The organism is Actinokineospora cianjurensis (genome assembly GCF_003663795.1).
In the GTDB taxonomy this organism is placed as follows: domain Bacteria; phylum Actinomycetota; class Actinomycetes; order Mycobacteriales; family Pseudonocardiaceae; genus Actinokineospora; species Actinokineospora terrae.
Genome location: NZ_RCDD01000002.1, coordinates 45607 through 71521, shown reverse-complemented (window position 1 = coordinate 71521; position 25915 = coordinate 45607). Strand labels below are relative to the sequence as shown.

The window sequence follows — 25915 nt, the reverse complement described above, 5'->3', positions numbered from 1 at the left end:
GTCGGGTGTCGGTGGCGCGTTACCGCAGGTCAGTGGGGGTGAGTGGAAAGCGGTGTGGTCAGCGGACCCAGCCGGTGATGCGCTGCTGGGTGCGTTTGCCGGTGCGGGGCTCCGGTCGCTGCTCGGAGCGCTGCAGGGCGGTCGAGGCGGCGCGGACCAGCCAGGCGTTGACCGAGCGGCCCTCCTTGGCCGCGGCCTCCTCGACGGCGGTCTTGAGCAGCTCGGGCAGGCGCACGTTGATCCGCGAGCTTGGGCCGTCCTCGGCGATCAGCGGACCGTCGACAGTGTCGTCCTCGGTGGTGTCCTGGGCCGGACCGACGGGTGGCGCGGTCACGACGAAGTTCGGGTCGCGGCCACGCAGGCGCAGCTCCACGGACCCGGGAGCCAGGTCGCGGGTGATCTCGTCCGTGGCGGCCGAGAGCGCGTCGAGCAGCGTCATCCTGATCGCCGACTCCAGCGCCCCGGTCAGCTGCTCGACCAGCGCGCGGGCCTCGTCGCCACCCGCTTCGGCGAGGGTGGCGAACTCACGGCCGAGGTTGCTCACGTACGGGGTCAGATCCATGGCACCACTGTGGCACACGCGTGGCACCAGTGCAAGCCATCGTGGCTCAAGGCTGGTTTCGCGGGCTGGCGAACGGGCCACTCCAGAGCGCCCGGGCGGGGTGAACGCGTGGTATGACGACCTCTCGGCGGCACGGATTGGCATGCGGCAGCGCGGCGTCGTGTTACGGGTACCGGGCCGTAATCACCGTGGTGGTCCAGTCCTTTAGGGGTCGGCGGCCGCGGCGGGCGTTTTGCTTTGCAGGCAACGGTTTGAGCGGTCGCGGTGTGCGACGGCGTTGCGCCGTCAGGGGTGTCCTGCCGCCGGTGGTGTGAGTCGGATGGGCGCTATGGAAGTGGTCCCCGACTGATGCAGGCTCGGTGCCCGGACCGCCCCGAGGCCGGGTGGTCGGTGACCCAGGCACAGGAGGAAGTGTTGTCAGCACAACGGATCGGGCGTCGGCGTGGCGGGTTCTTGTGGCGGGCGGTGGGAACCGCGGCCGTCGTGACGGCGGCGTTGGCCGTCGGGCCGGTGAGCGCGAACGCGGCCGAGGCCACCGTGGCCCGTGCCGCGGAGGCAGTGCCGGACCAGTACGTGGTCGTGCTCAAGGACACCGGGGCCGTGTCCGCCGCGCAGACCGCGTCGAGCCTCGCCGCCCGCTACGGCGGTAGCGTCACCCAGACCTGGCAGCACGCGCTGCGCGGGTTCGCCGTCACCACCAACGCGGCGAACGCGCGCAGGCTGGCGGCCGACCCGGCGGTGGCGTCGGTGAGCGAGAACGGCGTGGTCCGGGCGTCCGACATCCAGCCGAACCCGCCGTCGTGGGGGCTGGACCGGATCGACCAGCGCAACCTGCCGCTGTCCGGCACCTACGAGTACACCGGCACCGGCGCGGGTGTGACCGCGTACGTCCTCGACACAGGTATCCGCACCACACATACGACCTTCGGCGGCCGCGCGAGCTGGGGCTTCAACGCGGTCGACACCAACAACACCGACTGCAACGGGCACGGCACGCACGTCGCGGGCACCATCGGCGGCGCCCAGTACGGCGTGGCCAAGGGCGTGCGGCTGGTCGCGGTCAAGGTCCTCAACTGCGCGGGCTCCGGCTCCTACGCGGCCATCATCAGCGGCGTCGACTGGGTCACCGCGAACGCCACGCGCCCGGCCGTGGCGAACATGAGCCTGGGTGGCACCGCGTCGGCGGCCAGCGTGCCGCTGGAGAACGCGATCCGGAACTCGATCAACTCCGGCATCACCTACGCGGTCGCCTCCGGCAACTCCGCCGCCGACGCCTGCGGCTTCAGCCCGGCCCGGGTCGCCGAGGCCATCACCGTCAACGCCTCCGACACCGCCGACCGGCGCGCGAGCTTCTCCAACTTCGGCACCTGCACCGACATCTACGCACCCGGCGCGGGCATCACCTCGTCCTGGTACACCTCGGACACCGACGCCACGTCCCTCGACGGCACCTCGATGGCGTCACCGCACGTCGCGGGGGCCGCGGCCCTGTACGTCGCGGCCAACCCCGGCGCCACCCCGGCCGCCGTGCAGGCCGGTCTCCTCGCCGCCGCCACCCCGGAGAAGATCACCGACGGCGGAGCGGTCTCCGGGCTGCTCTACACCGGCACCGCGCCGCCCACCGCCACGATCAAGTCCCTCGGCCGCTACTGGAACGGCAAGGACCACGTCACCGCCACCACCGCCCAGGGCGCGGGCTACCGCTACGAAGGCCCCCTCGGCGGCGTCTACGTCACCCCGCAGCCCGGCACGCACGCGCTGTACCGCTGCCAGGTCAACTGGAGCTACATCGACTACTTCACCTCCCTCGACCCCCTCTGCGAAGGCCGCGGCCGCCTCGGCGTCCTGGGCTACGTCCACTCGGCACCCACCGGCACCTTCACCATCGGCCTCTACCGCTGCCTCGTCCGCGCCAACGGCGACCACATGGAGTCCAACCAGAGCGACTGCGAGGGCCAGACCTCGGAGGGCCTGCTCGGCTACACCAGCTCCTGACCTGTGACCCGTGCACGCGTCCTCGGGTGAGGGCGCGTGCACGGCCTCATCGGAGTCGTGCGGTGTCGGGGGTGGTGGGTAGCGTTCGGGGCGTGGACGTTGAGGGACGGATTCGGGAGCTCGCCGACCAGGTCGTGGTGCTGCGGGACGCCTACTACCGGGGGTCGCCGCTGGTGGCCGACGCCGAGTACGACGGCATCGAGGACGAGCTGCGCGGGCTGATCGAGGCCAACCCGGAGCTGACACCGGACCCGAACCCGCTGGACCAGGTGGGCGCGCCCGCGGTGCTGCACGCGCCGGTGCGGCACTCGCGGCCGATGCTGTCGCTGGAGAAGGCGACCAAGGCCGAGCAGGTCGCGGCGTTCTTCGCGCGGTTCCCCGGTCAGCCGGTGGTCGTGATGCCGAAGCTGGACGGGCTGTCGCTGGCGCTGGTCTACCGCGACGGCGGGCTGCTGCGGGCGGTCACCCGGGGTGACGGGACGACCGGCGACGACGTGACGCCGCTGGTCAGGGCGCTGGTCGCCGGGGTGCCGTCGCGGATCGACGCGCCCGGGGTGGTGGAGGTGCGCGGCGAGGCGGTCATGCTGCGGTCGACGTTCACCGCCTACAACGCCGCGCACCCGGACAAGCCGCTGATCAACCCGCGCAACGCCGCCGCGGGCACCCTGCGGGCGAAGGACCCGGCCACGGTCGCGGGCCGAAACCTGACCTTCTTCGCGTTCGACCTGGACGCCTCCGCCGCCGAAGCGGACCTGGAGCTGGGGCTGACCACACTCGGGTTCGCCGCGGCCGACATGCGCCACTGCGACGAGGCCGAGGCCGCGCAGGCGGTGATCACCGGGATCGAGCAGCACCGCAACGACCTGGACTACGACCTCGACGGGGCGGTACTGCGGCTCGCCGACCGTGGCGCCTACGCCGCGGCGGGGACGCGGTCGAACTCGCCGCGAGGGGCCTTGGCGTTCAAGTTCGCCGCCGAGGAGAAGTCCACTGTGCTCTCCGACGTGCTGTGGGACGTCGGCAAGACCGGCAAGATCGCCCCGGTCGCCCAACTGGAACCGGTGTTCGTCGGCGGGACGACGGTCACCCGCGCGACCCTGGCGAACCAGGAGGTGATCAAGGCGCGCGGCATCCGCATCGGCGACACGGTGCTGGTCCGCCGGGCCGGGGACGTGATCCCGTTCGTCGCCGGGGTGCTCGACGAGTCCCGGCGCACGGGCGCGGAGCGGGAGATCGTGCCGCCGTCGGAGTGTCCGTCGTGCGGGCAGGGGCTGATCGAGCAGGGCAACAGCCGGGAACTGTTCTGCACCAACGTCGCCTGCCCCGCGCAGACCGTCCGCAGGCTCGTGCACTGGGCGTCCCGCGCGGCGGCGGACATCGAGGCGGTCGGTCCGGTGTGGATCGAACGGCTCGCCGAGGCCGGGATCCTGGAGCACCCCTCGGACTTCTACACCCTGACCAGGGAACAACTCCTGGAGTTCGACCGCGTCGGCGAGGTCTCCGCCACCCGCATGATCGACTCGATCACCGCCAGCCGCCCGGTCGGCCTCCGCCGAGCCCTGATCGGCCTGGCCATCCCCATGGCATCCGAGGGCACCGCGACCCGCCTGTGCCGCGCCGGTTTTGGCTCCCTGGAAGAAGTAGCCGACGCCGACGTGGAGCGCCTGGTGTCCGTCGAAGACATCGGCCCCCGCGTCGCCGCCTCCCTGACCGAGCACCTGACAAGACTCCGCCCCGAGCTTGAGCGCCTGCGCGACCTGGGCGTCTCCCTGGACGTCCGCGACGAGGACCTACCCCCCGTCATCTCCTCGGACGCCCCGCTGGCGGGCAAGACAGTGGTCGTCACGGGCGCCATCAACGACCCGCGCACCGGCGAGAAGGTGCCCCGCCCAACATTCCAGCGCCTGTGCGAGAAGGCGGGCGCCACCACCGCGTCCTCTGTGTCCGCCAGCACCGACATGCTGATCACCGGCGCGGACGTGGGCGCGAGCAAGCTGACCAAGGCGGAGAAGCACGAGGTGGCGGTCGTGGACCAAGGCGAGATCTGGCAACTACTCATCGCCGCCGGAATCGTCTAGTCCCAGTCGCCCGGATTCGTGATCCGCGTGGTTGCCGGTCGTGACTCGGTTCACGGGAGCGTCGCACCGGTCGTGACCTCGGTGAATGGCTAGGTCACCGGGGACCAGCCGGACCACGGTCGTGGACCGTGTTTGCCTTGTAGGCACTCGATTCGGTGGTTGGCCTGCTGTTCGATGTCGGGGTGGTTGGCGGCTACTTGTGCGGCCATGGTGGTCATGCGGAGTTCGCGGATGTCTCGCAAGAGGGGGTACCCGGCCCATTCGGTGACGTCTCGGCCGTACGTTTCACAGAAGGTGGTGTAGTCGGAGGCTGGGATCTTGCCGAGCGAGTGGCGCTGAAGAGCGGTGTGGACGAGGTCCCACTCGGGTGGTCCGAGGGCGGTGCGTTCGAGGTCGAGGAACAGGACGTGGGAGTCGGTGGCGACGACGTTGCCGCTCCAGGCGTCGCCGTGCACGACACAGAGCGGGTCCCCGGCGGGGCGCTTGGCCCAGCGACGGGTGAGTTCGTCGAGCCGCGTGTCGAGCCAGGCGCGGTCGTCGGGGGTCAGGGTGATGGCGGCCTGGATGCGCTCCGGCAGTCGGACGAAGGGGTCGATCTCGCCGAGCCGTGGTTCCTCGGGTGGCTTGGCGTTGTGGAGTCGTTGGAGCGCTTGGGCGATTTCGGCTGGTTGTCCGTGGCGGTGTGGCGGGAGTTCGTGCCAGAAGGTGACCGCGCGATCGCCTACCACCACGGGGTGATCGAGGTCTTCCAGCGGGCGGACCGCTGGTATCGCCGCTTCCAGCATCCACTGCGCGACCGCGACTTCCCTGCGGGCTGCCGCTACCTGACCGGGCCGCGAGACGCGAGCGATAACCCGCGACGGGAGCGCGAAGATCGTGTTCTCGCCCGAGTGCACCAAGGTCGCACCCACGGCGTCCAGTGTGAGGTGTGCGCAGGCGCGTTGTAGTGCCGCCCGGATGACCTCGCTGTCCCCGGTCACCGGGTGATCATCAGCCGTTCGTTGATGGCGTGCCGAAGTCCGTCCACGTCGGTGCGGTGGGCGTGAGTGATCGCGAAGTCGCGCAGTTCCAGGAGATCGTCGGAGGCGCGGCGTGACGTGATGGCGCCCATCGCGCCGAGAGCACGTGACCCGATCCGAACGGCCTCGTCCGGGTCACCGACGCGGATGGTCAGCGAGGCGAGTTTGATGCCGGAGATGGCCCGTGATCGGGCGTAGGCATCGGAGTGCCCGTGCACTGCCGCACCCAGCCGGGTGGTCGCTTCCTGTCCGAACCGGCCGTGGATGGCGAGGTCGAACAGGGCGTGTCCAGTGTCTCCGGCGTGCTGAGCCGCGTCGTAGTACGCCATCCACGCCGGGCCGTTGTGGGGCGTCGAGTTGGCGAACTGCTCATCGGCGAGCCCGATCGTCCTGATCGTGTCGGGCACCTGCTTGAGCTTGGCCAGTGCGCGGGCGCGGGCGGTCAACAGCATACCGCCACGCTTGCGGTCGCACGAAGGAAGTCACTGCGCTTCACACCTTCGGGGCTAGCCTTCTTGAGCTGGTTTCGGCTGAAGCCCATCTCCGCGTCCGTCCGAACGCCGAGAATCGCTCGCAATGCCTTCCGGTAGGCCAGTTGTGGCCAACGAATGTGACCGCGTTCGAGCTTGCCGACGCAGCGGCCTTCACATGCCCTCTGCAACGTTGGCCAACCACGCGCCCATCGCAGGCATTGGTCCCAACACGCCCCTCCCAGACGTTGGCCTACAACCGCCTCCTCTACAACGTTGGCCACCACGCGCTCCTCGGATCCGCTGGTGCCAACCCGGCTCGATGGGGCGGACTTGTTTTGTGTGGGGGAGGACTGCCCGTAGCGTCGTTCGCGGACAGGGCCATAGCTCTTCGGCCCCTGCTTTGCGGTCCTGCCACGGGTAGTTCAGGGGCCCCGCGCAAAACAAGTTCGCCGCATCGAGCAAAGTTCGAAACTCGCGCCAGGCCAATGCCGCAGGCGAGGCGTTTTCGTCGACGCCGCAGGCGAGCACGAGAGCCACCACATGAGTAGTTCCACGGATGCCCGAGCAAGGTGCACATGCGACAGTCACCGCGTGAACGGGGCTGGGGAGTCTGTCAAGCGGTCGCTGGCGCGGGTCGGGTTGGCGGGGCTGGCGGGTGCCTTCCTGGCGCCGCTCGCCGTCAGCTTCGGGGTTGTCGCGATGTTCGGTGGTGGCTCCGCGCTGCTCATCGCAGGCCCAGCACTGTTCGCGGTGTTCGTGGTGGTCCTGATGGCGGTGACGCGCGTGGCACCCGAGGCGTCGTGGTTGCCGTCGAGTCGGGGTGGACGGTTTGTATGGGCTGCTCTCGTGGGCGGCATCGGGTTCGGGCTGTGGCTGCTCGCGTGGGACATCACCGACGAGGTGCACCTCGGTATCAGTCAGTCTCAGCCGCTGTGGTTGTTGCTTGGGGTCGTCCCGTTCGCGCTGGTGGCGGGGGTGTTGTTGCGGCGCTGGTACCTGGCGCTTGGGTCGTTGGTGGTGTTCGTGGCAGTCAGTCTGGTGCTACTGCACGCGCTCGCCGGGGCCGTGCCCTCCGATGTGGACCAGCGCATCGCCGCGGCGCAAGTGGACCGGTCGTCGCTCATGGTGACTGCGGTGCCCGGTTACGAACCTGTGCCCCAGCAGAGGACCTGGTACCTCTCGTCGAGGTCGGGCTCCAGCTACATCGCCGTCGGCCCGCCGCTGGGAACCACCCCGGGTCAGTGCACCTACGGGGCGCTGACCTGTGAGACCGAGTCACCCACGCTCCGCTACGAGCTCTTCGACGACACCCAGCAGTACATCCGGGTCATCGGCACCCAGGAGACTCAGATCAGCGCCTCCCGCACCGTGGACCGTGACACCCTTCGCACCGCCGCCCAGTCCGCCCATCCCGCCTCCGACGACGACATCCGCTTCATGCTGCCACTCCCCCGCCCCAAGCAAGACCGCTCCGTGATGGCCTCGGTGCGTGACCTGGCAGAAGCGATGTTCGGCCGCTAGACCAGGCCGCGGCGGTTGGCCTGGATGCCTGCTTGGAAGCGGGTGGCGGCGCCGAGTTCGTCGAGGAGTTCGGTCATGCGGCGGGTCATGGTGCGTTGGGTGATGTCGAGCGAGCGCATGATCGCGGCGTCCTTCATCCCGGAGGCGAGTAGGGCCAGCATCTCCTTGTCGCGGCGGGTGCCGCGCAGGGCGGTGCCGATGGGGGTGGCGCGGTCCCACAGCAGGTCGAAGCAGGCGACCAGCGCGGTCAGCAGCGGGGAGCGGTGCACGACGATGCGGGCGCCGGTGTCGGGTTCGTCCGAGCTCAGCGGCAGCAGGGCCACCCGGCGGTCGGCGATCATCATCTTCATCCGGACATCGACCAGGGCGCGGGCCTGCTCGCCCGCCTCGGTGTAGGTGGCGACCTGCGCCAGGCGGGCCGGGTCGTCGAGCAGTGGCATGTGGTAGATCGAGCGGTAGGCGACGCCGCGCTGGAGGGCTTGGAGCTCGGTGACGTTGAACTCCGGGGTGCCGCCCAGGTACGGCGGGCAGTCGATGATCAGCACCTCCTCCTGCGCGGCGAGTTGCAGCTGCGCGATGTGGTGGCGCACCGCCGATCCACCCTCGATCAGCTCGATCAGGTCCGCCGCGTGCCCCCGCGGCGCTTCTTCGTACGCCGCCGCGAGATCCCGGGCCGTCGCTCGCAGCCGGTCCAGTTCCTCCGCCCTGCGCAACGCCAACGCGTCAATGGCCACCTGCGGCGGCGCAGGCACGTACCGCACCGGGCGCACCGCCAGCTTCGCGACCAACCCAGCGGCGACCAGGTTCCCGATCGCCTTCCCCAACCGACTCCCGGACACGTCCAGGTCGGCGGCGAGCTCACTGGCATCAGCCCTCGGCGACCGAAGAAGCCGCAGGTAGACGGCCCCTTCGACCCGCCCGAGCCCGATCGGCTCCAGGAACCCGACGTCGAACGTGTCCATCACGGCAGTGTAGGCGAATGGCCACCTCTGGCCCATGGCTAGCCGTCAGCCTGCCTCAGGGTGTGCACGACCGGCAACGACCCGAGCAGCCCGGTGATCTCCAACGTCCGCTGGACGGTGCTGCGCGCCGCGATGACGAACGTGATCGCCACCCCGTCCCGCTGCGCGTGGTCGTACGCCTCGATCAACGCGGTCATCCCCACCGACCCCAGGAACCGCACCCCCGTGAGATCCACGACCAACCGCTCCGCCCGCGCCGCCGCGGTAGCCAGCGCCACCCGGAAATCCGGCGCCGTGGCCATGTCGATCTCACCGACCGCACTCAACACGACGTGGGTGCCTTGGTCCTCGATCCTGGCACTGAACAACTCCACACGAACCCCCGATGGCTGGCCACGCTACGCAGGCTGTGTGCTCAACCCACCGGTCGGACAAAGACTACCCAACACCCGGCGGCTCCCGAATACCGAGACGCCTCACACACGAGCAGAACAGGCCCCGACCTGACTGACCAGTCTCGCCTGCTGCTCGACGATCGCCCGCTGTCGGTGGATCCGAAGGCGTGTTCCGCAGCAGAAGGCGAGGGCGGTGAACGGGCATCTGACCCAGGTCGGGTCACGAAGGCCGGCTGACGCGAAGGCGTCGTGGCTGAACACGCCACCGCCAAGGCTTGTCCGGGTCGATCGGATGGTTCAGTGGCGAGCACTCAGACATGGTCGCCGGTGTCCTCCGGTGCCTGCGCTGAACGAACTCGCGATAGGAGCAACCGTCAGCCTTGACGCAGGCTCCACCGTTCAGGCCGACGACGCCTAGGAATCGCGATGCCTGGTTCCGCTCCGGGAGTCGGGCGGAACCAGGCATCGGGGAGCGAGTGTGCTATCAGCAGGCGAGGGTGGGTGCGCCGTTCGTGGAGCCTGTCGAGGTCAGGGTGGCGAAGGGGGCGCCGCGCAGGGCGAGGGTGGCTTGGGCGGTCGCTCGGGTGACGGTGCTGGGGTTGAGGCCGGTGGAGTCGTAGGCGATGGCGCCGCGGTCGGGGACGGGGGCGGTGCAGTTTGCCTGGAGGGAGAGGACGTACTGGCGGGACTTGAGGGCGGCGGGGAGGCGGCCGCCCGCGCGGAACGCCTGGCCTGCGAGGCCGGTGGTGTTGGTGTTGGGGGTGCCGGAGCCGTCGCCGTAGGCGAGGCCGCCGTTGGCTTGCTGCTTGGACTTGAGCCAGGTCAGGCCCTGCTGGGCGGCGGCGGTGCGGCCGGTGGCGAGCAGCGCCTGGACGACGACGGCGGTGGCGTCGGTGTCGCTGGCGCAGGTGGGGGCGCCGAAGACGATCGGGAAGCCGCCGTCGGGGCACTGGGTGCCTGCGGTGAAGTTCACGGCCGAGACGGGGGCGCCTGCCGCGGTGCGGTCGAGGGCGATCACGGCGAGGGACTGGGTGAACGCGTTGCTGTAGTCGCCGTAGATCGACTGGTCGGAGAACCGGCCGGACGGGGTGAGCAGCGAGTTCAGCCGGGTGATGAGGTTGACGCCGCCGAAGCTGGTGGGGTTGCCGCCGCGGACCTGCACCGCGAGCGCGGTCTTCGCGGTGGCGCCCGCGTATGCCTCGGTGCCGTCGCCGATGTAGCCCGACAGCACGGTGGGCTGCGCGAGCCAGGTCAGCGCCGCGGCACCGTAGTCGTTGGCGGTGCCCGAGGAGGCGAACGCGAACACGGCGTCGATCGTCAGACCCGCGTCGGGGTAGCTGGTGCCGCCGAAGTCGGTCTCCAGGTGGTCGCCGTTGACGAACTGGCGGGCGAGCCAGCCGGACGCGGCGTCGGCGCGGTTGTGGGTGGTGGTTGCCTGCGCGGTGGGCGCGGCGACCACCGCACCGGCGGCACAAGCGAGGGCGAGCACGGCGGAACGGAGTCTCATGTGGACCTTTCCGGGCAGCGCGGACCGGAACAGGCGCCACCGGCGCCGGTTCCCCGGACCGCGAACCACGACGGGTGAGGGAGTTCTGACGCTCGGGACGGGTAGTCGGACTCGCCACCTGTGCGGTGGCTCACCGTTGCGGGTCAGTGCCGGATTCCCACCGGACTTCCCCCGCCGCCGAGCGCTGTTCGGTTGTGCGGTCAGTCTCGCAGTCCCACCGCCACGGTCAATCGGCCATCCGGTGGCGTCGCTCACCCTCCGGCAGGAACGGCGTGCCGAAAGTCGGCGCCACACCGTAAGAAGCCTTGCGCGCGGCCCGCCGCAACGTCGCCAGGACCGCCGGGCCGACGACGAGGATCGCGACCGTGTTGGTGATCGCCCGCCCGGTGTCCCAGCCCGCCGTGGAGGTCAGGAGGGTGAACACCGCGAACCGGTGCAGGTTCTCCCACACGGGATCGCCTGGTACGTAGGAGATGTGGCCGTCGTGGTACGGCACCTCGGCGCCGGTGATGAACGGCCAGAACCACAGGTTCATCAGGAACCCGAACACGTAGGCGACCACGATTCCGTACCCGACGAGCATCGCGATCTCGGCCTTGCCGGTGACCCTGCGCGGCAACAACCCCGCGCCCATCCCGATCCACGCCGAGCACAGCATCTGGAACGGCAACCACGGCCCCACCCCAGCGGTGAGCAACGCGGAGGCGAACAGCGACGTACACCCGAGCACGAACCCGAACCCGGCGCCGAAAACCCGCCCCGAGAGCACCAGCATGAAGAACACCGTCTCGATGCCCGCCGTCCCCGCGCCGAGCGGGCGCAGTGCCGCGTTGATCGCGGACAGCACCCCCAGCATGGCCAGCGCCTTGGAGTCCATCCCGCCCTCGGACAGCTCCGCCAGCACGACCACGATCAGCACCGGCAGGATCCCGATGAAGAGGAACGGCGCGTCGGGCCCGTGCTGCATGCTCTGCGGCTCGACCCGCACCAGCAGCGGCCACACGAACATCATCAACCCGGCGAGCGACGCCAAGCCCAGCACCAGCGCCGACCGCGGCCCGACCCGCACAACCTGGTCGGAACGCCCCCACTGCCGGATGGCGGTCATCGGAGCACCTGCGGCAACGCCGCGGCGACCTCGGACACCGTCAACCAGCCGTGGCCGAGGATCTTCGCGACCTGGGTGGCGAAGGCGGGCGAGCCGGTGAGCACCTCGGCTGTCGAGCCGTCGGACACGATCTCCCCCTCGGCCATCACGATCACGCGGTGCGCCACGGTGGCGACGAACTCGACGTCATGCGTGGCGATGGTGACCGCGTGCCCCTCAGCGGCCAGCGAGGTCACGATCCGCGCAAGAGAAGCCTTCGCGGTGTAGTCCAGACCGCGCGTCGGTTCGTCCAGCAGCATGACCCGTGGCGCCGCCGACAGCTGCACCGCGAGCACCAAGGCCAACCGTTGGCCCTCGGACAAGTCGCGGGGATGCCGATCAGCGGCGATCCCCGGGGCGAGCCGCGACAGCAGGGCCTGGCAGGAGCCCGCTTCAGCACCGGCTTCCAGGTCAGCCGCGGCGCATTCATCAGCCACGGTCTCCAGGTACAGCAGATCACTCGCGGTCTGGGGCACAAGCCCGACCAGCTTGCGAGCCCGAGCGCTCGGCAACGCCTTCGGGTCCGAGCCGTCCACATGAACCGCGCCGCCCTGCCTGGGGCCAGAGCCCTGCAAGGCCCATAGCAGCGACGACTTGCCCGATCCGTTGCGGCCCATGATGGCCAGGACCTCCCCCGCGCGCAGATCGAGGTCCACACCCCGCACGGCCACGGTCTGTCCATATCGGACCACGACACCGGTGCTGCTCAGCAACGGTTCGCCGACCACCACCGAGCCCTGGGCAGGAGTCTCGGGCAGGCGCGACCGCAGCGAACCGGCCTGCTTGCGCGCGTCCCGTACCGTCATCGGCAGCGGATCCCAGCCCGCCAGTCGCCCGAGCTCCACGATCGGCGGGGCGACCGGCGTCTCCCGCAGCACCTCGGCGGGCGTGCCGTCCCGCACAGTGCCATCCCCAGGGATGTAGAGCATCCGGTCGGCGAACGGGATGACCCGCTCCATCCGGTGCTCGGCAAGCACAACCGTCGTACCGAGGTCGTGCACAAGCCGCGACAGGGTGGCCAGCACGTCTTCTGCCGCCGTCGGGTCCAACGCCGAGGTGGGCTCATCCAGCACCAACACCCTGGGGTGCATGGTCAGCACCGAGCCGATCGCCACCCGCTGCTGCTGACCACCCGACAACGTTCGCAACGCCCGCCGCCGGAGCTCGGCGATGCCAAGCAGGTCGAGCGTCTCCTCGACCCGGCGACGCATCACCGGCGGCGTGACCCCCAACTGCTCCATGCCGTAGGCCAACTCCTCCTCGACCGTGTCGGTCACGAACCCGGCCAACGGGTCCTGACCGACCATGCCGACGAGGTGGGCGAACTCACGCGGCGGCCCCGACCGCGTGGACACACCCGCCACCGACACCGCCCCCTCGAGGTGACCGCCGGTGAAGTGCGGGACGAGTCCGTTGATGGTCCCCAGCAGCGTCGACTTGCCCGCCCCGGTCTGCCCGGCCAGCAGCACCAGCTCGCTCTCCCCGATCGACAGGGTGATGTCGAACAGCACCGGCTCGGGTTGGCCGTGGTACCAGAAGGAGACACCGTCCAGGTCGATCACGCGGGGATACCCTCCAGCTCGGGCCGCGGCAGCGGGCTCAGGAAGGCGGGTGCCAGTCCCAGTAGGACGCCACCGAGCGGCAACCAGGACAGCATCGGCCACGACAACGTCACCAGCGACGGGTTCAGGTTCGTCGGGTCGACGCTCGACGTGGCGAACAGGGCGACGGCGACCCCGATACCGCTGGCCGCCACGACGACCTCCGCTAGCTGCCAACGCTCCGGCCGGTACCGGCTGCGCTTGACCCTCGCCCCCGCCGTCCGGAACCCGATCAACGCGACAACAACACCGCTGAACAACACAGGAGCGGCGAGGTAGCGCGGCGTCGAACCGTCCAAAGTGGCGTAAACACCGACGCACACCCCGATGAGCCCCACGATCATCAACGTCCCGGTGACCAGCCGGGTCCGTGCCGCCACCACACCCGCCCGACCGTATCCGCGGGAGTCCATCGACGCGGCCAACCGCAGCGACCGGTCCAAGGCGTCAGCCAGCACCGGGATGGCCACCGCCCGGAGCGCCTGGAACCGCTTGCCGCCGTGACCACCGCGCAACTTCCTGGCCTGCCGAACCCGCACCACGCTCTCGGCCAACTGCGGGAACACCGACATCGCCACGATCACCGCCGTTCCGACCTCGTACAACGCGGGCGGCATGGCCTTCAGCAGCCGCTTCGGGTTCGCCAACGCGTTCGCCGCGCCGAGGCAGATCACCATGGTGGCCAACCTGAGCCCGTCGTAGAGCCCACCCAGCACCGACTCCGCCGAGACGTCACCGAGCAGGCGGATCCCCGCCGCCCACGCGGGCAACGGGATCTCCGGCAACCGCAGGATGATCGTCGACCCCTCGGCGCCGCCGAACACGATCCGGAACAGCACCCGGAAGGTCACGATGAACGCGCCGAGGTAGAGGTACATCCGGAACGCCATGGCCCACGGCGCGTCGGTCCGCCGCGCCACCACGACGTAGCTCGCGACGGCCAGGATCGTCAGCAGCAGCCACGGGTTCGTGGTGCGGCCGGCCGCCACCGCCAGGCCGAGCGCCCACAGCCACCACGCACCGGGGTGCAGGTCGCGGGGCAGGAAGTAGTTGGCACCGGCCACTAGCTCTCCCTGGCGCGTCGGCGCCGCCTGGCCGTGAACACCGTCGCACCCGCCAGGAGCACCACGGCACCCGCCGCGACCCAGGGCGCGTAGTCGCTGGAGCCGGATTGGTCCTTGATGAGCTGGTTGACGTCCGCCGCGCCCTCGCCGCCGGTGAAGGCCACGTTCTGCGCGGGATCCGGTTTGGCGGACGACGGTCGCGGCTTGGGCGGCGGCAACACCCGCTCGCTCGACACCGGCGCCTCAGTCGGGGCGGGAGCCTGCTCCGGAGTACCTGGGGCAGGCTTTGGAGTGGTCGCCGGGCTTTCCGCGCGGGGCCGCTCCCCCGCCGGTGGCGCGGGCTGCTGGCGCTCGTTCGGGTCGTTGGTGTTCGGCTTGACCTCCTCGGGCGCGTTGCACAGCCGCCCTTCCGTGCCAGGGCGAACAGGTGCGACGCGGGGAACCGGGTTGGAGTCGGCGGTCGCGTTGAGCGAGTACGACCAGCCCTCGAACCCGCCGGGGATGAACTGCCGGTTCTTCACGCCCCACTGGCTGTAGGTCCACGAGCAGTTGTTGCCCGCGTGCCAATAGGACCAATAGCCGCCCGCCGGCGGGGTGTCGAGGCACAGCTCGCGGTACTTCTCGCGCCCGTTCACCGGCACGACCTCCACAGCGGACGGACGGTTCTCCACCCGGCAGATGAACGCCTCGCCCCACCGCTGCACCCCGGCAACCTGGAAACCCGCGCCCTTCAAAGCATCCAGGCCGGTCCCCGCAGTCGCCCCCGGGAAGCAGCGGACGATGGTGGTGCCGCCGAGCTGCTGGAAGTCCACCACGACGGTGACACCCGTGTCGCCGCTGCAGAAGCCCGGGCGGCCCTTGCTGTGGTCGATGGCGGACGCGGGCGTGGCGGTCGCCAGAACGGCGACCGCCACGGCCGAGAGTGCTTTCGCTAGCCTGCGGGTCATTGCACCGTCAGGGTCGCGGTGGAGTAGACCGACCCGCCGGTTCCGGTCGCCTGGACCGTGTACACGTAGGTGCCCTTCGCGGTCGGCGTGATCGACTGGGTGCCACCGGGGTTGGCGAGCGAGCCGGTCCAGGTGCCGCCGCCGGAGCCGGGCGCGGTGGAGAACGCGGTCACACCCGTGGCGTTGGTGGAGGTCCAGGTCAGCGAGGTGCTCTGGCCGAGGGTGATCTTGCGGTCCAGATCGTCGACGGACAGGCTGACCGTCGGGTTGCTCGCGCTGACCGCCGGGTTGGTCGGGGTCACGCCCGGCGCCGGGTTGGTGGTCGAGGTCTTGTTCAGCGAGTACGACCAACCCTCGAACCCGCCCGGGGTCACGTTGCGGTTGAGCGCGCCGTAGCTGCTGTAGGTCCAGGTGCTGCCCGCGCCGTTGGCGTGCCAGTAGCCCCAGTACGCCTCGGCGGGCGGCGTCATGGCGCAGGACTCCTTGTAGGTCGGGGCCGACGTGCGCGGGATCGTCTCGGTCGACGACGGCCTGCCCTCGATGCGGCACACGAAGCCCAGCCCCCACTGCAGGGTGCCCGCCACCGCGATCCCGGCGTCCTGCAACGCCTTGATGCCGGTGCGCTGGGTGCCGGGGCTCGCGTTGGGCGAGCAGCGGGTGATCGTCGGCGCCGCGGTGCCGCCGTTGCCGTCGAGCTCGTTGAAGTCGATGACGACGGTGACCCCGCTCAGCGCGTCGGCGCCGGTGCAGATCCCGGCGTACCCCTTGGTGGGGTCGATCGCCGATGCCGAGGTCGGCGCGAGGACGGCGACGCCGATCGCCGCCGCCACGACGGCCAGGGTGGGGAGTCTTCTCATGGGGAAACCGCCTTGCGGGTCGTGTTCCGACGGGTGATCTGGCGAGAGCCGACAATGGCGGCGACGAGGAGCAGGGCGCCGATCCCGACCACCCACACGGCGGTCGTGTTCGCCACCCCCGCTGCCCGCGCGCGTTCCGCGGTGTCCGTCTTGACCGACGCGACCGTGGGCAGGCGCAGCACGGGGGCGATCGGCGCGGTGTCGAGGCCGACCCACGACGTCCCGGCGACGCCCTGGGCCACCGCGATGCTGGTGACCAGTTCGCTCTCGCCGTCGGGCAGCTTGGGCATCCCGCCGTCGGGGTGCAGCAGGCTGCCGAGGGTGGCGGCGGTCGACTTGACGTCCAGGCCCGCCGCCTGCCGTCCACTCGCGACGACCGCGCTCAGCACGGTGTCCGTGCCCGCGTTGCCGTCCAGGACGACGCCCTCCGGGGTGACCTTGGCGTTGAGCGCACCCGCGGCGGCGACGAGCCCGTCGAGCCGCTTGGTCGACCACCCGGTGGGGATCGCGGGCCCCTTCGCGCCCCCTGCCGGGGCGACGCTGCTCGACGACGGCTCGCTCGGTGTCGACTCAGGGCTCGTTGACTCTGGACTGGTGCTTGGCTCTGCACTGGTGGACTCAGTGCCGTTCGGCGTGCCTGCCTTGTGCGGAGCGGCATTCAGCGCGACGACCGCCTTCGCGGTGGCGGCCAGGTCACCGGAACCGCACCCCTGGATGCTGAGGTCGACCGGGAACGTGCCGTCCCGGCACTGGCGGCCGAGCAGGGCCCCGAGGGCCGCGGTGCCGTCGTTGTCGGCGATGGCGGCCAGGGTGACCCACACGTGCCGTTCGGTCGACTGCGAGGCGTCGCCCTGCGCACCGGTGTCGACGTAGGTCCCGTCCGGTTCGCGCAGGGCGTTGAGGCTGATCGCCAGGTCGCTGACGGTCTTGTCGACGTCGGCTGGTGCTCCGCCGTCGGCTTTCAGGAAGCGGCCGAGCAACTGGAGCTTCGCCAGCGGCTCGGCGTAGGCGGCGTCGGCTTTCTCGTAGGGCGCGCCGTGGGCGTATGCCTTGACCGAGTCGGCGTTCAGGAGGAACAGCGTCGCCTGCTGGACCGCGTCATCCTGGCCGCCCAGTGCGCGCAACCCGAACACGAGGTCCGCCGTGGCGTCATAGTCCACAAAGGACCTTCCGTCCTGGTTCACCTCGATGTGGTCGCCGTCGACGAGCCTGCCTGCCAGGAAGGCCGCGAGCTTGGCCGCGGGGGTGCTCGCCGGGGTCTCCACGGGTGGCGGGACAACCGGGATGACATCGGTCCGCGGCGCGGTAGCGGGCGGCGGGGCTTGGGCACCCGCACGCGAGCTGACGGGGCGCGGAGTCCTGGTGCGTGGGCGCTGGGCGGCGGTGACGGTCTCCGTCCTCGTCTCCGGCGCCACGGTGGTGGATGTCGTCTGCTCAGTCGTTGTCACATTGGGCGTCGTCACGTCGGGCGTGGTCGTCGGGGCAGGCGTGGTGGTCGACGTGGGCGTGGGCGTTGTGGACGGAGACGTGGGTTCCTCGCCCCCATCGGGGATGTTGCCCTTGGTGAGGTCGTAGAAGCCGACCTGGGAGAGCCCTAACGACGCCTGCGCGCTCGCCCGGATCCAGGTGGGCAAGTCGCTCCCGATCCCGTTGCGCCGAGCGCTGTCGTAGCCCGCAGGGGTGTAAGCGATGCCGCCGAGTTCGCCTGCGATGGGCGTGTCCTTGTCGGCGGCGGTGACCTGCGCGGACTTCAGGAACCGCACGCCCTTGGCCACCTCGGCGTCCGCCCCGCCCGCGTCGGCGAGGGCCTGGGTGATCAGCCCGGTGCTGTTGGCGTTCGGTGTCTCGGTGCCGACCCCGCCACTCCAGCCGCCGCTGCTCGCCTGGTTCTGCTTGAGCCAGGCGACGGCGCGCTCGATGGGGTCGTCGAGGTCGGGTGCGCCCGCGTGCCGGGCGGCGAGCAGGGCGGAGAGCGCGAGGCCGGTGGTGTCACCGTCCGGTGAGGACTGGTCGTACGGCTCGCCCTCGTCGCAGGTCGAGAACTTGTAGCCGTTGGGCAGCACGTCCTCGTCCTGCTCCGGGGTCTGCGCCGTCGGGATGACGCCGAAGAAGATGCGGAAGTAGCCGTCGGAGCACTGCTGGGTGAGCAGCCGGTCGATGGCGAGCTGGTCGTTCTCCCCCACGCCCGCCAGCCCGATGACGCCGAGGGACTGGCCGAACATGTTGGCCTCGTTGCTGACCATCTCCGACCACTCGGGATTCTTCGAGTAGTCGCTGATCCGGCCCTTGTGCGGCCCGGAGCGCGCGATCGACGCCTTCGTCTCGGCGACCATGTCGTAGCCACCGAAGTCGCGCGGGTTCCGTCCGGACACCTCGGCGGCGACCAGGGTCTTGGCCGTCTGTCCACCTCGGATGATCGCGTCGTAGCCCATGTCGGGCAGCAGACCGTCCCAGGTGAAGTAGTCGTTGGCGAACTTCTCGTCGTCGAGGTAGGTGACGATCGGCTCGACGAGGGCGCCGTTGCCCGAGGCGTACCCGGCCAGCAGGATGTCGATCATCAAGCCGTGGTCGGGGAGGCTGCCGCCGAGCGGGTTCTCGATCGTGCCGTCGGCGGCAAGTTGGCGGGCCAGCCAGTGGGAGTTGGACTTCGCGGCGGTCCGGTCGGCATCGGCCGCGGCGACGGTGGCCACACCAGCGGTGACCAGCGCGGCGACGGCCACGACAGCGGCAACTCGACGGAGGCCCTTGCTCAACGCCCCGGTCATCCATCCTCCTTGACGAGCACGGAGGGAGACCGACGCGGCAGCGCCCGATGTCACCTCTGCTCTCGCGACAGCGGTTCGACTGCTGGTTGCCCGCGCGGTGGTCCGACTCGCCACTGGTGTGGCCCACGGTTGCGCGACAGTGCCGGATTCCGACCGGCTTCCCCATCGCGGGCAACGACTATTCGGTTGTGACAGCCCGGGTGGAGCCGGGCGCGGGCAGCGTAACACCCGGATCGCGGGGCTCCACACCACCAAATGGTCTCCGCACCGGTGTGACGTGCGCACAACCGTTGGCACGGCTGCGAAAGTTCTTCGGCAATCCGGGCCCGCCGGGGCGGGGTCGCGTGGACCCCGCCCCGGCAAGGCGTCAGACCTGTGCGCGCACGCGAATAGCGGCCGAGACGAGATTGCGCAACGCGGGCTCGACCTCCGCGTAGCCGCGGGTCTTGAGGCCGCAGTCCGGGTTGGCCCACAACCTGGTGGCGGGCACCGCCTTCGTGGCCTCGGTCAGCAGACCGGCGACCTCGTCGGTGCCGGGCACCCGGGGCGAGTGGATGTCGTACACGCCCGGTCCGACCCCGCGCGCGTAGCCGATGGCGGCGAGGTCGGCGAGGATCTCCATCCGGGACCGGGCGGCCTCGATGGTGGTGACGTCCGCGTCGAGGCCGTCGATGGCGTGGATCACGTCGCCGAACTCCGAGTAGCACAGGTGGGTGTGCACCTGGGTCCACGGCGCCGCGCCGCCGGTGGCGAGCCGGAACGCGCCGACCGCCCAGTCCAGGTACGCCTTGCGGTCGCGTTCGCGCAGCGGCAGCGTCTCGCGCAGCGCGGGCTCGTCGACCTGGATGATCCCGATGCCCGCGGCCTCCAGGTCGGCGACCTCGTCGCGCAGCGCTAGCGCGACCTGGTCGGCGGTGTCGGCCAGCGGCTGGTCGGTGCGCACGAAGGACCAGGCGAGGATGGTCACCGGGCCGGTGAGCATGCCCTTGACCGGCTTCGGGGTCAGCGACTGCGCGTGCTCGGCCCAGCGGACGGTCATCGGCGCGGGCCGGGACAGGTCGCTGTGCAGGATCGGCGGGCGGACGCAGCGGGAGCCGTAGGACTGCACCCAGCCCAGTTCGGTGTGGGCGAACCCGTCGAGCCGCTCGGCGAAGTACTGCACCATGTCGTTGCGCTCGGGTTCGCCGTGCACGAGCACGTCGAGGCCGATCTCCTCCTGCAACCGGATGACCCGCTCGACCTCCTCGCGCATCCGCTGCTCGTAGCCCGCCTCGTCGATCGCGCCGGTGCGCAGGTCGGCCCGCGCCTGGCGCACCGCGCCGGTCTGCGGGAACGACCCGATGGTCGTGGTGGCCAGGGCGGGCAGCCGCAGCCGGGACTCCTGGGCGTCGGCCCGGTCGGGGTAGGGCACGCGGGTCCGGTGCTCGGGGGTGACCTCGGCCAGCCGCGCCCGGACGGCCTCGTCGCGCGTCGCCGTGCCCGCGGCGGTGTCGCTGAGCAGGTCGGCGGACTCCCCGCCGAGCAGGACGCGGCCGAGCCGGACCACCTCGTCGACCTTCTGCTTGGCGAACGCGAGCCGCGAGCGGACCTCGGGCGCCAGGTCGGTCTCGGCGTCGAGGTCGAGCGGGACGTGCAGCAGCGAGCACGAGGTGGACACGGCCAGCACGGCGCCGGTGTCGGCGATCCGGGCACCCAACTCGGCGGCGCGGTGCAGGTCGGTCCGCCACACGTTGCGGCCCTCGACCAGACCGGCGACGACGATCTTGTCGTGCAGCAGGGAGACCCGCTCGATCGCCTCGGGGGCCGCGACCAGGTCCAGCGAGACGGCCTCGACCGAGCTCTCGGCCAGCACGGGCAGCGCCTCGCCCCAGTCGCCGAAGTAGCCCGCGACCAGGATGTTCGGCCGGTCGGACAGGTTCGACAGCCGGTAGTAGGCATCCTGCAGGGCGGCCAGCTCGTCGGGGGTGCGGTCGGCGACGAAGGCGGGCTCGTCGAGCTGCACCCACTCCACGCCTGCCGCGCGCAGGGTCTCCAGCAGTTCGGCGTACTGCTCGACCAACCCGTCGAGCAAGCTCAGCGGCGCGAAGTCCGCGGGCGCGTCGGCGGACGGCTTGGCCAGCAGCAGGAAGGTCACCGGGCCCACCAGCACCGGCCGGGTCTTGATGCCCAGCGATGCCGCCTCGCGGTACTCGGCGACCGGCTTGTCCCCGGTCAGCGCGAACCGGGTGTCGGGGCCGACCTCGGGCACCAGGTAGTGGTAGTTCGTGTCGAACCACTTCGTCATCTCCAGCGGCGTCACCTCGTCGGTGCCGCGCGCCATCGCGAAGTAGGTGTCCAGCGCGTTCAGGCCCAGGTCACGGTGCCGCGCGGGGATGGCATCGAACAGCACGGCGGTGTCGAGGACCTGGTCGTAGTAGGAGAACGTGTTGCCCGGGACGCTGTCGAGCCCCGACAGCTCGCGCCACGCCTGCGCGCGGAGCCCGGCGGCCACGTCGTGCAGACCCGCCTCGTCCAGACGGCCGGACCAGTACCGCTCCACCGCCCGCTTGAGTTCACGCCTGCCGCCGATGCGCGGGTACCCCAGCACGGTCGACCCGATGGGAACGTTCACAGCTCTCTCCTCGTGAGCTCGGCGAACAGCCCAGGGCACGGGAGGACCACCATCGACCACAGCGGCGGCGGCCCACCCGAGAGGCCCCAGACCAGCGCGCGCCACAGCGACGCGCGCACCGAGGGCAGGTCTTCGGACTCGTGGGCACCACTCTCACGCCTACTGGCCGTCGCTTCCCAGGCTCGCGCCCAGTGCTCATCTGACGGCGGTCGTTCCCACTCACCGCTGCGGGGCAGTCCCGGATTCCCACCGGGTTCCCTGTTGCCTCGCCGGACGCGCTCCCGCGCACCCGGCGAACCATCGGCATCCCCGACCCTAGCCGACCCCCAGCCGCACCGGCACCGCCCAAACGCGCCATCCCACGCCCGGACGTGCCCCTGCGATGGGTGCGGGTCAGCGGCCAACCACCGGCAGGCGTCGACGGGACCCGACGCTCACCGCTCCTGTTCAAGCCTGGCGCAGGTCGCTTCCAGGACGCCGAGTGCGGCGGAGAGTGCTGGGCGGCGGCCGGTGGGGGTGCGCCAGACGCCGTAGATGCGGCGCAGGGGTGGGGCTTTGACGGTGAGGGCGCGGACCGTGGGGGGCAGGGTGCCGCGGCCCATCCGCGGTACCAGGGCCAGGCCCAGTCCGGCGCCCACCATCTCGATCTGGCTGGCGTACTCGCTGACGATGTGGGTGAACCGGTCCGGGTGCGGTGAGCGGCGGTAGGTGTTGAGCAGGAAGTCGTGCGCGACCGACCCGGGTTCGTAGAGCCAGGACTCGTCGGCCAGCTCGTCGAGTTCGACCGAGGCGCGGTCGGCCAGCGGGTGGGTGTGGTGGGCGAGCACGTCAGAGAAGTCGTTGCCCAGGTGCCTGGCCTGCAGGCCGTCGGGCAGCGCGAGCGGGATCGCCAGCCAGTCGTGCGCGACGCCGAGGTCGACCGTGCCCCTGGCGACCAGTTCGACCGCGCGGTGCGAGTCGGCCTCGATCAGCCGGGGTTCCAGCTCGGGCCAGGCCAGGCACAGCTCGCGCATCGCCGCCGGGATCACGCCGCGGGCCGCGGTCGGGAACGCGGCGATGCGCAGCGTGCCGGTGACCGTCTCGGTCTGCGCCTGCAACTCGGCGCTCATGCTCTCCAGCTCGATCACGATCCGGCTGGCCGACTCGGCCAGGATCCGCCCGGCCACGGTCAGCGTGGTGCGCCCGCCCTGCTGCTCGACCAGCGGCTGGTGCACGTCGCGGCCGAGCCGGGCGATCTGCTGGGAGATGGCCGACGGGGTGTAGCCGAGCGCGCTGGCCGCCGCCGTCATCGACCCGTGGGTGGCCAGGGCCTCGATCGCGCGCAGCCCCGCCAGGCTCACCGTCAGCACGCCCGCATCACCCCGTCTCGCCCCGGCCGGTCCAGCCATGGTGGCACACCCGGCACGGGACACAGTGGACCGACGATCACCCCGGCAGGTACAGCACCGCGTCCACCTCGACCAGCACCGACCGCAACCCGGCCACCACGGTGGTGCGCGCGGGCCTGGTCGCGCCGAAGTGCCTGGCGTACTCGGCGTCGAACTCGGCGAAGTCCTCGGTCCTGGTCAGGTACGCGGTCACCTTGACCACGTCGCCGAGCCCACCGCCCGCCGCCTCGGCGACCGCGGCCAGGTTGCGCAGCACCAGGTCGGTCTCGGCGGTGATGTCGCCCGGGGTGTACGTGCCGTCCGGCGCGCGCGGGACCTGTCCCGCGACGTAGACGAACCCGCCTGCCCGGACGGCCTGCGCGTAGTGGCCCGCGGGCGCCGGGGCGCGGTCGGTGGAGATCATCGCCTGGCCGCCCGGATGGCCTCGGAGACCTGGTAGGCGTTGAACCGTTGCCCGGTCGCGAAGTCCGCGTCGATGCCGGCCAGGAAAGCGAACGCCGGGGCGAGCCGGTCCGGCGGCACGATGCCGATCCGCATCTCCTCGGTGTAGTGCGAGTCCGACATGGGCGTGTCGATGGGCCGCCCGGTCGACATGGTGTTGACCGCGATCCCGTGCTCCTTGCCCTCGATCGCGAGCACCTTCATCAGGCCCTCCTGGGCGTGCTTGCCCGGGGTGTAGGCGGTCTCCTTGACGAACCCGAACAGCGCTGAGCCGGAGGACATGAACACGACGCTGCCGCCCTTGGCCTCGACCATGCCCGACCAGACGGTCTTGGTGAGCACGAACGCGGCTTGCAGGATGATGTCGACCTCGCGCCGCCAGTTGTCGAAGGTGACGTCCAGCATGGACACCTCGCGCAGCACGGCGGCGTTGTGGATCAGCACGCGCGGTGTGCCGTAGTGCGCCAGTGCCTGCTCGGTGGCGGCCCGGGTGGCCTCGGCGTCGGCGAGGTCCACCACGACCGGGAACACGTCGGCACCGCCGCCGCGCAGCTCCTCGACCAGCCTGTCGAGCTTGTCGGCCTGCACGTCGAGCAGCGCGACCCGCATGCCGCCCGCGACGAGCTCGCGGGCGATCTCCCGGCCCAACCCCTCGGCGGCACCGGTCAGGAAGGCCACCTGACCCCTGATGTCGATCATGCGGAGACCCCTTCCCTGGCGACTCGGATGGCCTCGGAGACCTGGTAGGCGTTGAACCGCTGCCCGGTCGCGAAGTCCGCGTCGATCCCGGCCAGGAACGCGAACGCCGGGGCGAGCGCGGCGGGCGGGACCATGACCGCGCGCAGGGCGTCGGAGTAGGTGTAGGCGAGCGGGCCGTCGATCGGCGCGCCGGTGCCGATCGAGTTGACCGCGATGCCGAACTCCTTGCCCTCCAGGGCGAGCACCTTCATCAGGCCCTCCTGCCCGTGCTTGCCCGCCACGTAGGCGGCCTCGTCGGCGAAGCCCAGCGTGGCCGAGCCGGAGGAGACGTAGACGATGCTGCCGTCGCGGGCGTCGACCATCGCGGGCCACACCGCCTTGGAGAGCACGAAGGCGCTCTGCAGGATGCTGTCGCACTCGGCGCGGAAGTCGGCGAAGTCCAGGTCGAGCACGGACACCATGCGGAAGACGGCGGAGTTGTGCACGAGCAGGCGCGGCGCGCCGAAGCGGGCCAGCACCTCCTCGGCGGTGGCGGACAGCGTGGTCGCCGAGGTGAAGTCGGTGACGAAGGCGTGCACCTGGGCACCCTGCGCGCGCAGGTGCTCGGCCAGCGCGGTCACCTCGTCGGCCTTGTCGTCGAGCACGGCGACGACCATGCCCGCGGCGGCGAGTTCGCGGGTGACCGCGTAGCCGATGTCCTCGGCGTCGCCCGCGACGATCGCGAGCCTGCCGGTGGGGTCGATCATGTGGTGGCGCTCCTGTTCGGACTGGGGGTGGCTCAGGCGATCTCGGTGACCAGGGCGACGACCTGGCCGGGTGCCTCGATCCTGGCCAGGGTGGGTCGCAGCAGCGCGAGGGCCGTGCGCGGGAAGGGGGCACGGAAGGTCTCGACGACCTCGCTGGTGACCGGGTGCAGCAGGTGGCCAATGACGGTGCCCTCGTCGACGACGGTACCGAGAGCGGCCTCGCGCAGGACCGGCTGGTAGATGCCCGGCGCGGAGGTGGACAGGGGGCGCTTCTCGCCACCGACGAGACCGGGCTCGTCGGGCAGGCCCGCGTCGGTGAGCACGCCCGCCTTGCCCAGCGCGCGGCGCAGCCCCCTGGTGACGGTGGCCGCCCGGTCTTCCTCGTGCTCGCCGCGCCCGCCCATCTCGATCCAGACCGCCACCGCTCCCCGTGACCGGGCATGGCCGGTGAGGCTGGTGGCGCGGTCCGGGCCGTCCATGATCAGCGGGGTGCCCATCCACTCGGCGACGTGCTCGCCGCCGGGGAACCGGTAGGTGAAGCAGTTGATGTTCCAGCTGCCGCCGCCGTGCACGTCCAGGACGATGTCGGTGCCGTCGACGGCGTGCTCGGCGAGCACCGCGGCCAGCCGCTGGGTGTGCGAGCCGTTCGGGTCGCCGGGGAACACGCCGTTGAGGTCGAGCAGGTCGAGGTGGGTCTGCCTGGCGTCGGCCTCGGTGGCCAGGGGGTGCGCCACCGGGACCACCCGCAGCGTGCCGACGAGGTCGTCCAGCGGGGTCTCGGCGAGCAGGCGGTTGACCGCGAGCGTGCCCCACGGCCCCTCGTCGCCGTGCACGCTGGCCACCACCAGGCCGACCGGGCCACCCGTGCCCACGGTGCCGACACGGACGTCCACGGTGCCGTAGGCGAGTGACGAGGTGACCGGGTGGTCGGTCCACGAGATCGCCCCGGCCAGGGTTGTGGGGTTGGGCTGCATATCCGCTCCTTGCCTGCCGAGATATGTCGGCGAATCGGTGCCTGGGGATTCTGCGCGGATAGCCTCGCCGAACACAAGACAGAAGTCGCAAACGCGCGCTGTTAGGTATGCTAAACCTCATCACCACTGGTCAGGGTGCGGTTAGCAGATCTTAAAGCGGCCG

At 70.9% G+C, this 25915-nt stretch carries 21 protein-coding genes and 2 riboswitches; of the genes, 3 read left to right on the top strand and 18 right to left on the bottom strand.

Features of this window, described 5'->3' with window-relative positions; translation table 11 throughout:
- Positions 1 to 58 precede the first annotated feature (58 nt).
- Positions 59 to 562 (bottom strand): toxin-antitoxin system HicB family antitoxin, encoded by a 504-nt coding sequence (locus CLV68_RS15015; protein WP_121391261.1) that lies wholly within the window; start codon positions 560 to 562, stop codon positions 59 to 61.
- 465 nt (positions 563 to 1027) lie between these two features.
- Between CLV68_RS15015 and CLV68_RS15010 the strand changes: the two genes are divergently transcribed.
- Positions 1028 to 2557, top strand: a complete 1530-nt coding sequence (locus tag CLV68_RS15010; protein ID WP_246009886.1) for a S8 family peptidase — start codon at positions 1028 to 1030, stop codon at positions 2555 to 2557.
- A gap of 92 nt (positions 2558 to 2649) precedes the next feature.
- Positions 2650 to 4635 (top strand): NAD-dependent DNA ligase LigA, encoded by a 1986-nt coding sequence (gene ligA / locus CLV68_RS15005; protein WP_121391259.1) that lies wholly within the window; start codon positions 2650 to 2652, stop codon positions 4633 to 4635.
- Between the two features lie 89 nt (positions 4636 to 4724).
- On the opposite strand, the gene CLV68_RS15000 is transcribed toward ligA, so the two are convergent.
- A complete protein-coding gene (locus CLV68_RS15000) occupies positions 4725 to 5615 on the bottom strand; it encodes a phosphotransferase family protein (RefSeq protein WP_121391258.1) in 891 nt (296 codons plus the stop codon).
- Positions 5612 to 6106, bottom strand: a complete 495-nt coding sequence (locus CLV68_RS14995; RefSeq protein WP_121391257.1) for an NsdA family TPR-like regulatory protein — start codon at positions 6104 to 6106, stop codon at positions 5612 to 5614. The genes CLV68_RS15000 and CLV68_RS14995 overlap by 4 nt, the downstream gene beginning before the upstream one ends.
- Positions 6107 to 6718: 612 nt before the next feature.
- Here CLV68_RS14995 and CLV68_RS14990 point away from each other — a divergent pair.
- Entirely contained in the window at positions 6719 to 7648 is a 930-nt protein-coding gene (locus CLV68_RS14990; RefSeq protein WP_121391256.1) for a hypothetical protein, read from the top strand.
- Here the strand turns inward: CLV68_RS14990 and CLV68_RS14985 are convergent.
- The 15 genes from CLV68_RS14985 to CLV68_RS14915 all read right to left on the bottom strand — a co-directional run bounded on the left by CLV68_RS14985 (position 7645) and on the right by CLV68_RS14915 (position 25752).
- On the bottom strand, positions 7645 to 8610 hold the full coding sequence (locus CLV68_RS14985) for a helix-turn-helix domain-containing protein (protein ID WP_121392288.1): 966 nt from the start codon (positions 8608 to 8610) through the stop codon (positions 7645 to 7647). The genes CLV68_RS14990 and CLV68_RS14985 overlap by 4 nt on opposite strands.
- Positions 8611 to 8648: 38 nt before the next feature.
- Positions 8649 to 8984 (bottom strand): STAS domain-containing protein, encoded by a 336-nt coding sequence (locus tag CLV68_RS14980; protein WP_121391255.1) that lies wholly within the window; start codon positions 8982 to 8984, stop codon positions 8649 to 8651.
- 505 nt (positions 8985 to 9489) lie between these two features.
- The gene (locus CLV68_RS14975) at positions 9490 to 10512 is read right to left on the bottom strand and encodes a prenyltransferase/squalene oxidase repeat-containing protein (RefSeq protein WP_121392287.1); all 1023 of its coding nucleotides are present in this window, start codon (positions 10510 to 10512) and stop codon (positions 9490 to 9492) included.
- Positions 10513 to 10591: 79 nt separating this feature from the next.
- Positions 10592 to 10743: riboswitch (cobalamin riboswitch) on the bottom strand.
- Complete coding sequence (locus tag CLV68_RS14970) at positions 10739 to 11620, bottom strand: ECF transporter S component family protein (RefSeq protein WP_121391254.1); 882 nt, start codon at positions 11618 to 11620, stop codon at positions 10739 to 10741. (Overlaps the previous riboswitch by 5 nt.)
- Positions 11617 to 13221, bottom strand: a complete 1605-nt coding sequence (locus tag CLV68_RS14965; RefSeq protein WP_121391253.1) for an ABC transporter ATP-binding protein — start codon at positions 13219 to 13221, stop codon at positions 11617 to 11619. The genes CLV68_RS14970 and CLV68_RS14965 overlap by 4 nt, the downstream gene beginning before the upstream one ends.
- Positions 13218 to 14324, bottom strand: a complete 1107-nt coding sequence (locus CLV68_RS14960) for an energy-coupling factor transporter transmembrane component T (protein ID WP_121391252.1) — start codon at positions 14322 to 14324, stop codon at positions 13218 to 13220. Before CLV68_RS14960 ends, CLV68_RS14965 begins: the two co-directional genes overlap by 4 nt.
- Positions 14324 to 15271, bottom strand: a complete 948-nt coding sequence (locus tag CLV68_RS14955) for an ABC transporter substrate-binding protein (protein WP_121391251.1) — start codon at positions 15269 to 15271, stop codon at positions 14324 to 14326. The genes CLV68_RS14960 and CLV68_RS14955 overlap by 1 nt, the downstream gene beginning before the upstream one ends.
- Positions 15268 to 16128: a hypothetical protein gene (locus tag CLV68_RS14950; RefSeq protein WP_246009885.1), complete on the bottom strand. Its 861-nt coding sequence runs from the start codon at positions 16126 to 16128 to the stop codon at positions 15268 to 15270. The genes CLV68_RS14955 and CLV68_RS14950 overlap by 4 nt, the downstream gene beginning before the upstream one ends.
- A complete protein-coding gene (locus tag CLV68_RS14945; protein ID WP_121391250.1) occupies positions 16125 to 18893 on the bottom strand; it encodes a hypothetical protein in 2769 nt (922 codons plus the stop codon). The genes CLV68_RS14950 and CLV68_RS14945 overlap by 4 nt, the downstream gene beginning before the upstream one ends.
- A gap of 367 nt (positions 18894 to 19260) precedes the next feature.
- Positions 19261 to 21504, bottom strand: coding sequence for a 5-methyltetrahydropteroyltriglutamate--homocysteine S-methyltransferase (gene metE / locus CLV68_RS14940; RefSeq protein ID WP_121391249.1), 2244 nt, complete (start codon positions 21502 to 21504; stop codon positions 19261 to 19263).
- A gap of 106 nt (positions 21505 to 21610) precedes the next feature.
- Positions 21611 to 21821: riboswitch (cobalamin riboswitch) on the bottom strand.
- Between the two features lie 117 nt (positions 21822 to 21938).
- A complete protein-coding gene (locus CLV68_RS14935; RefSeq protein WP_121391248.1) occupies positions 21939 to 22853 on the bottom strand; it encodes a LysR family transcriptional regulator in 915 nt (304 codons plus the stop codon).
- A 76-nt stretch (positions 22854 to 22929) separates the two neighbouring features.
- On the bottom strand, positions 22930 to 23295 hold the full coding sequence (locus CLV68_RS14930; protein ID WP_121391247.1) for a RidA family protein: 366 nt from the start codon (positions 23293 to 23295) through the stop codon (positions 22930 to 22932).
- Positions 23292 to 24032 (bottom strand): SDR family NAD(P)-dependent oxidoreductase, encoded by a 741-nt coding sequence (locus tag CLV68_RS14925; protein WP_121391246.1) that lies wholly within the window; start codon positions 24030 to 24032, stop codon positions 23292 to 23294. The genes CLV68_RS14930 and CLV68_RS14925 overlap by 4 nt, the downstream gene beginning before the upstream one ends.
- The gene (locus CLV68_RS14920) at positions 24029 to 24778 is read right to left on the bottom strand and encodes an SDR family NAD(P)-dependent oxidoreductase (RefSeq protein WP_121391245.1); all 750 of its coding nucleotides are present in this window, start codon (positions 24776 to 24778) and stop codon (positions 24029 to 24031) included. Before CLV68_RS14920 ends, CLV68_RS14925 begins: the two co-directional genes overlap by 4 nt.
- Before the next feature lie 32 nt (positions 24779 to 24810).
- Positions 24811 to 25752 (bottom strand): succinylglutamate desuccinylase/aspartoacylase family protein, encoded by a 942-nt coding sequence (locus CLV68_RS14915; protein ID WP_121391244.1) that lies wholly within the window; start codon positions 25750 to 25752, stop codon positions 24811 to 24813.
- Positions 25753 to 25915: the final 163 nt, after the last annotated feature.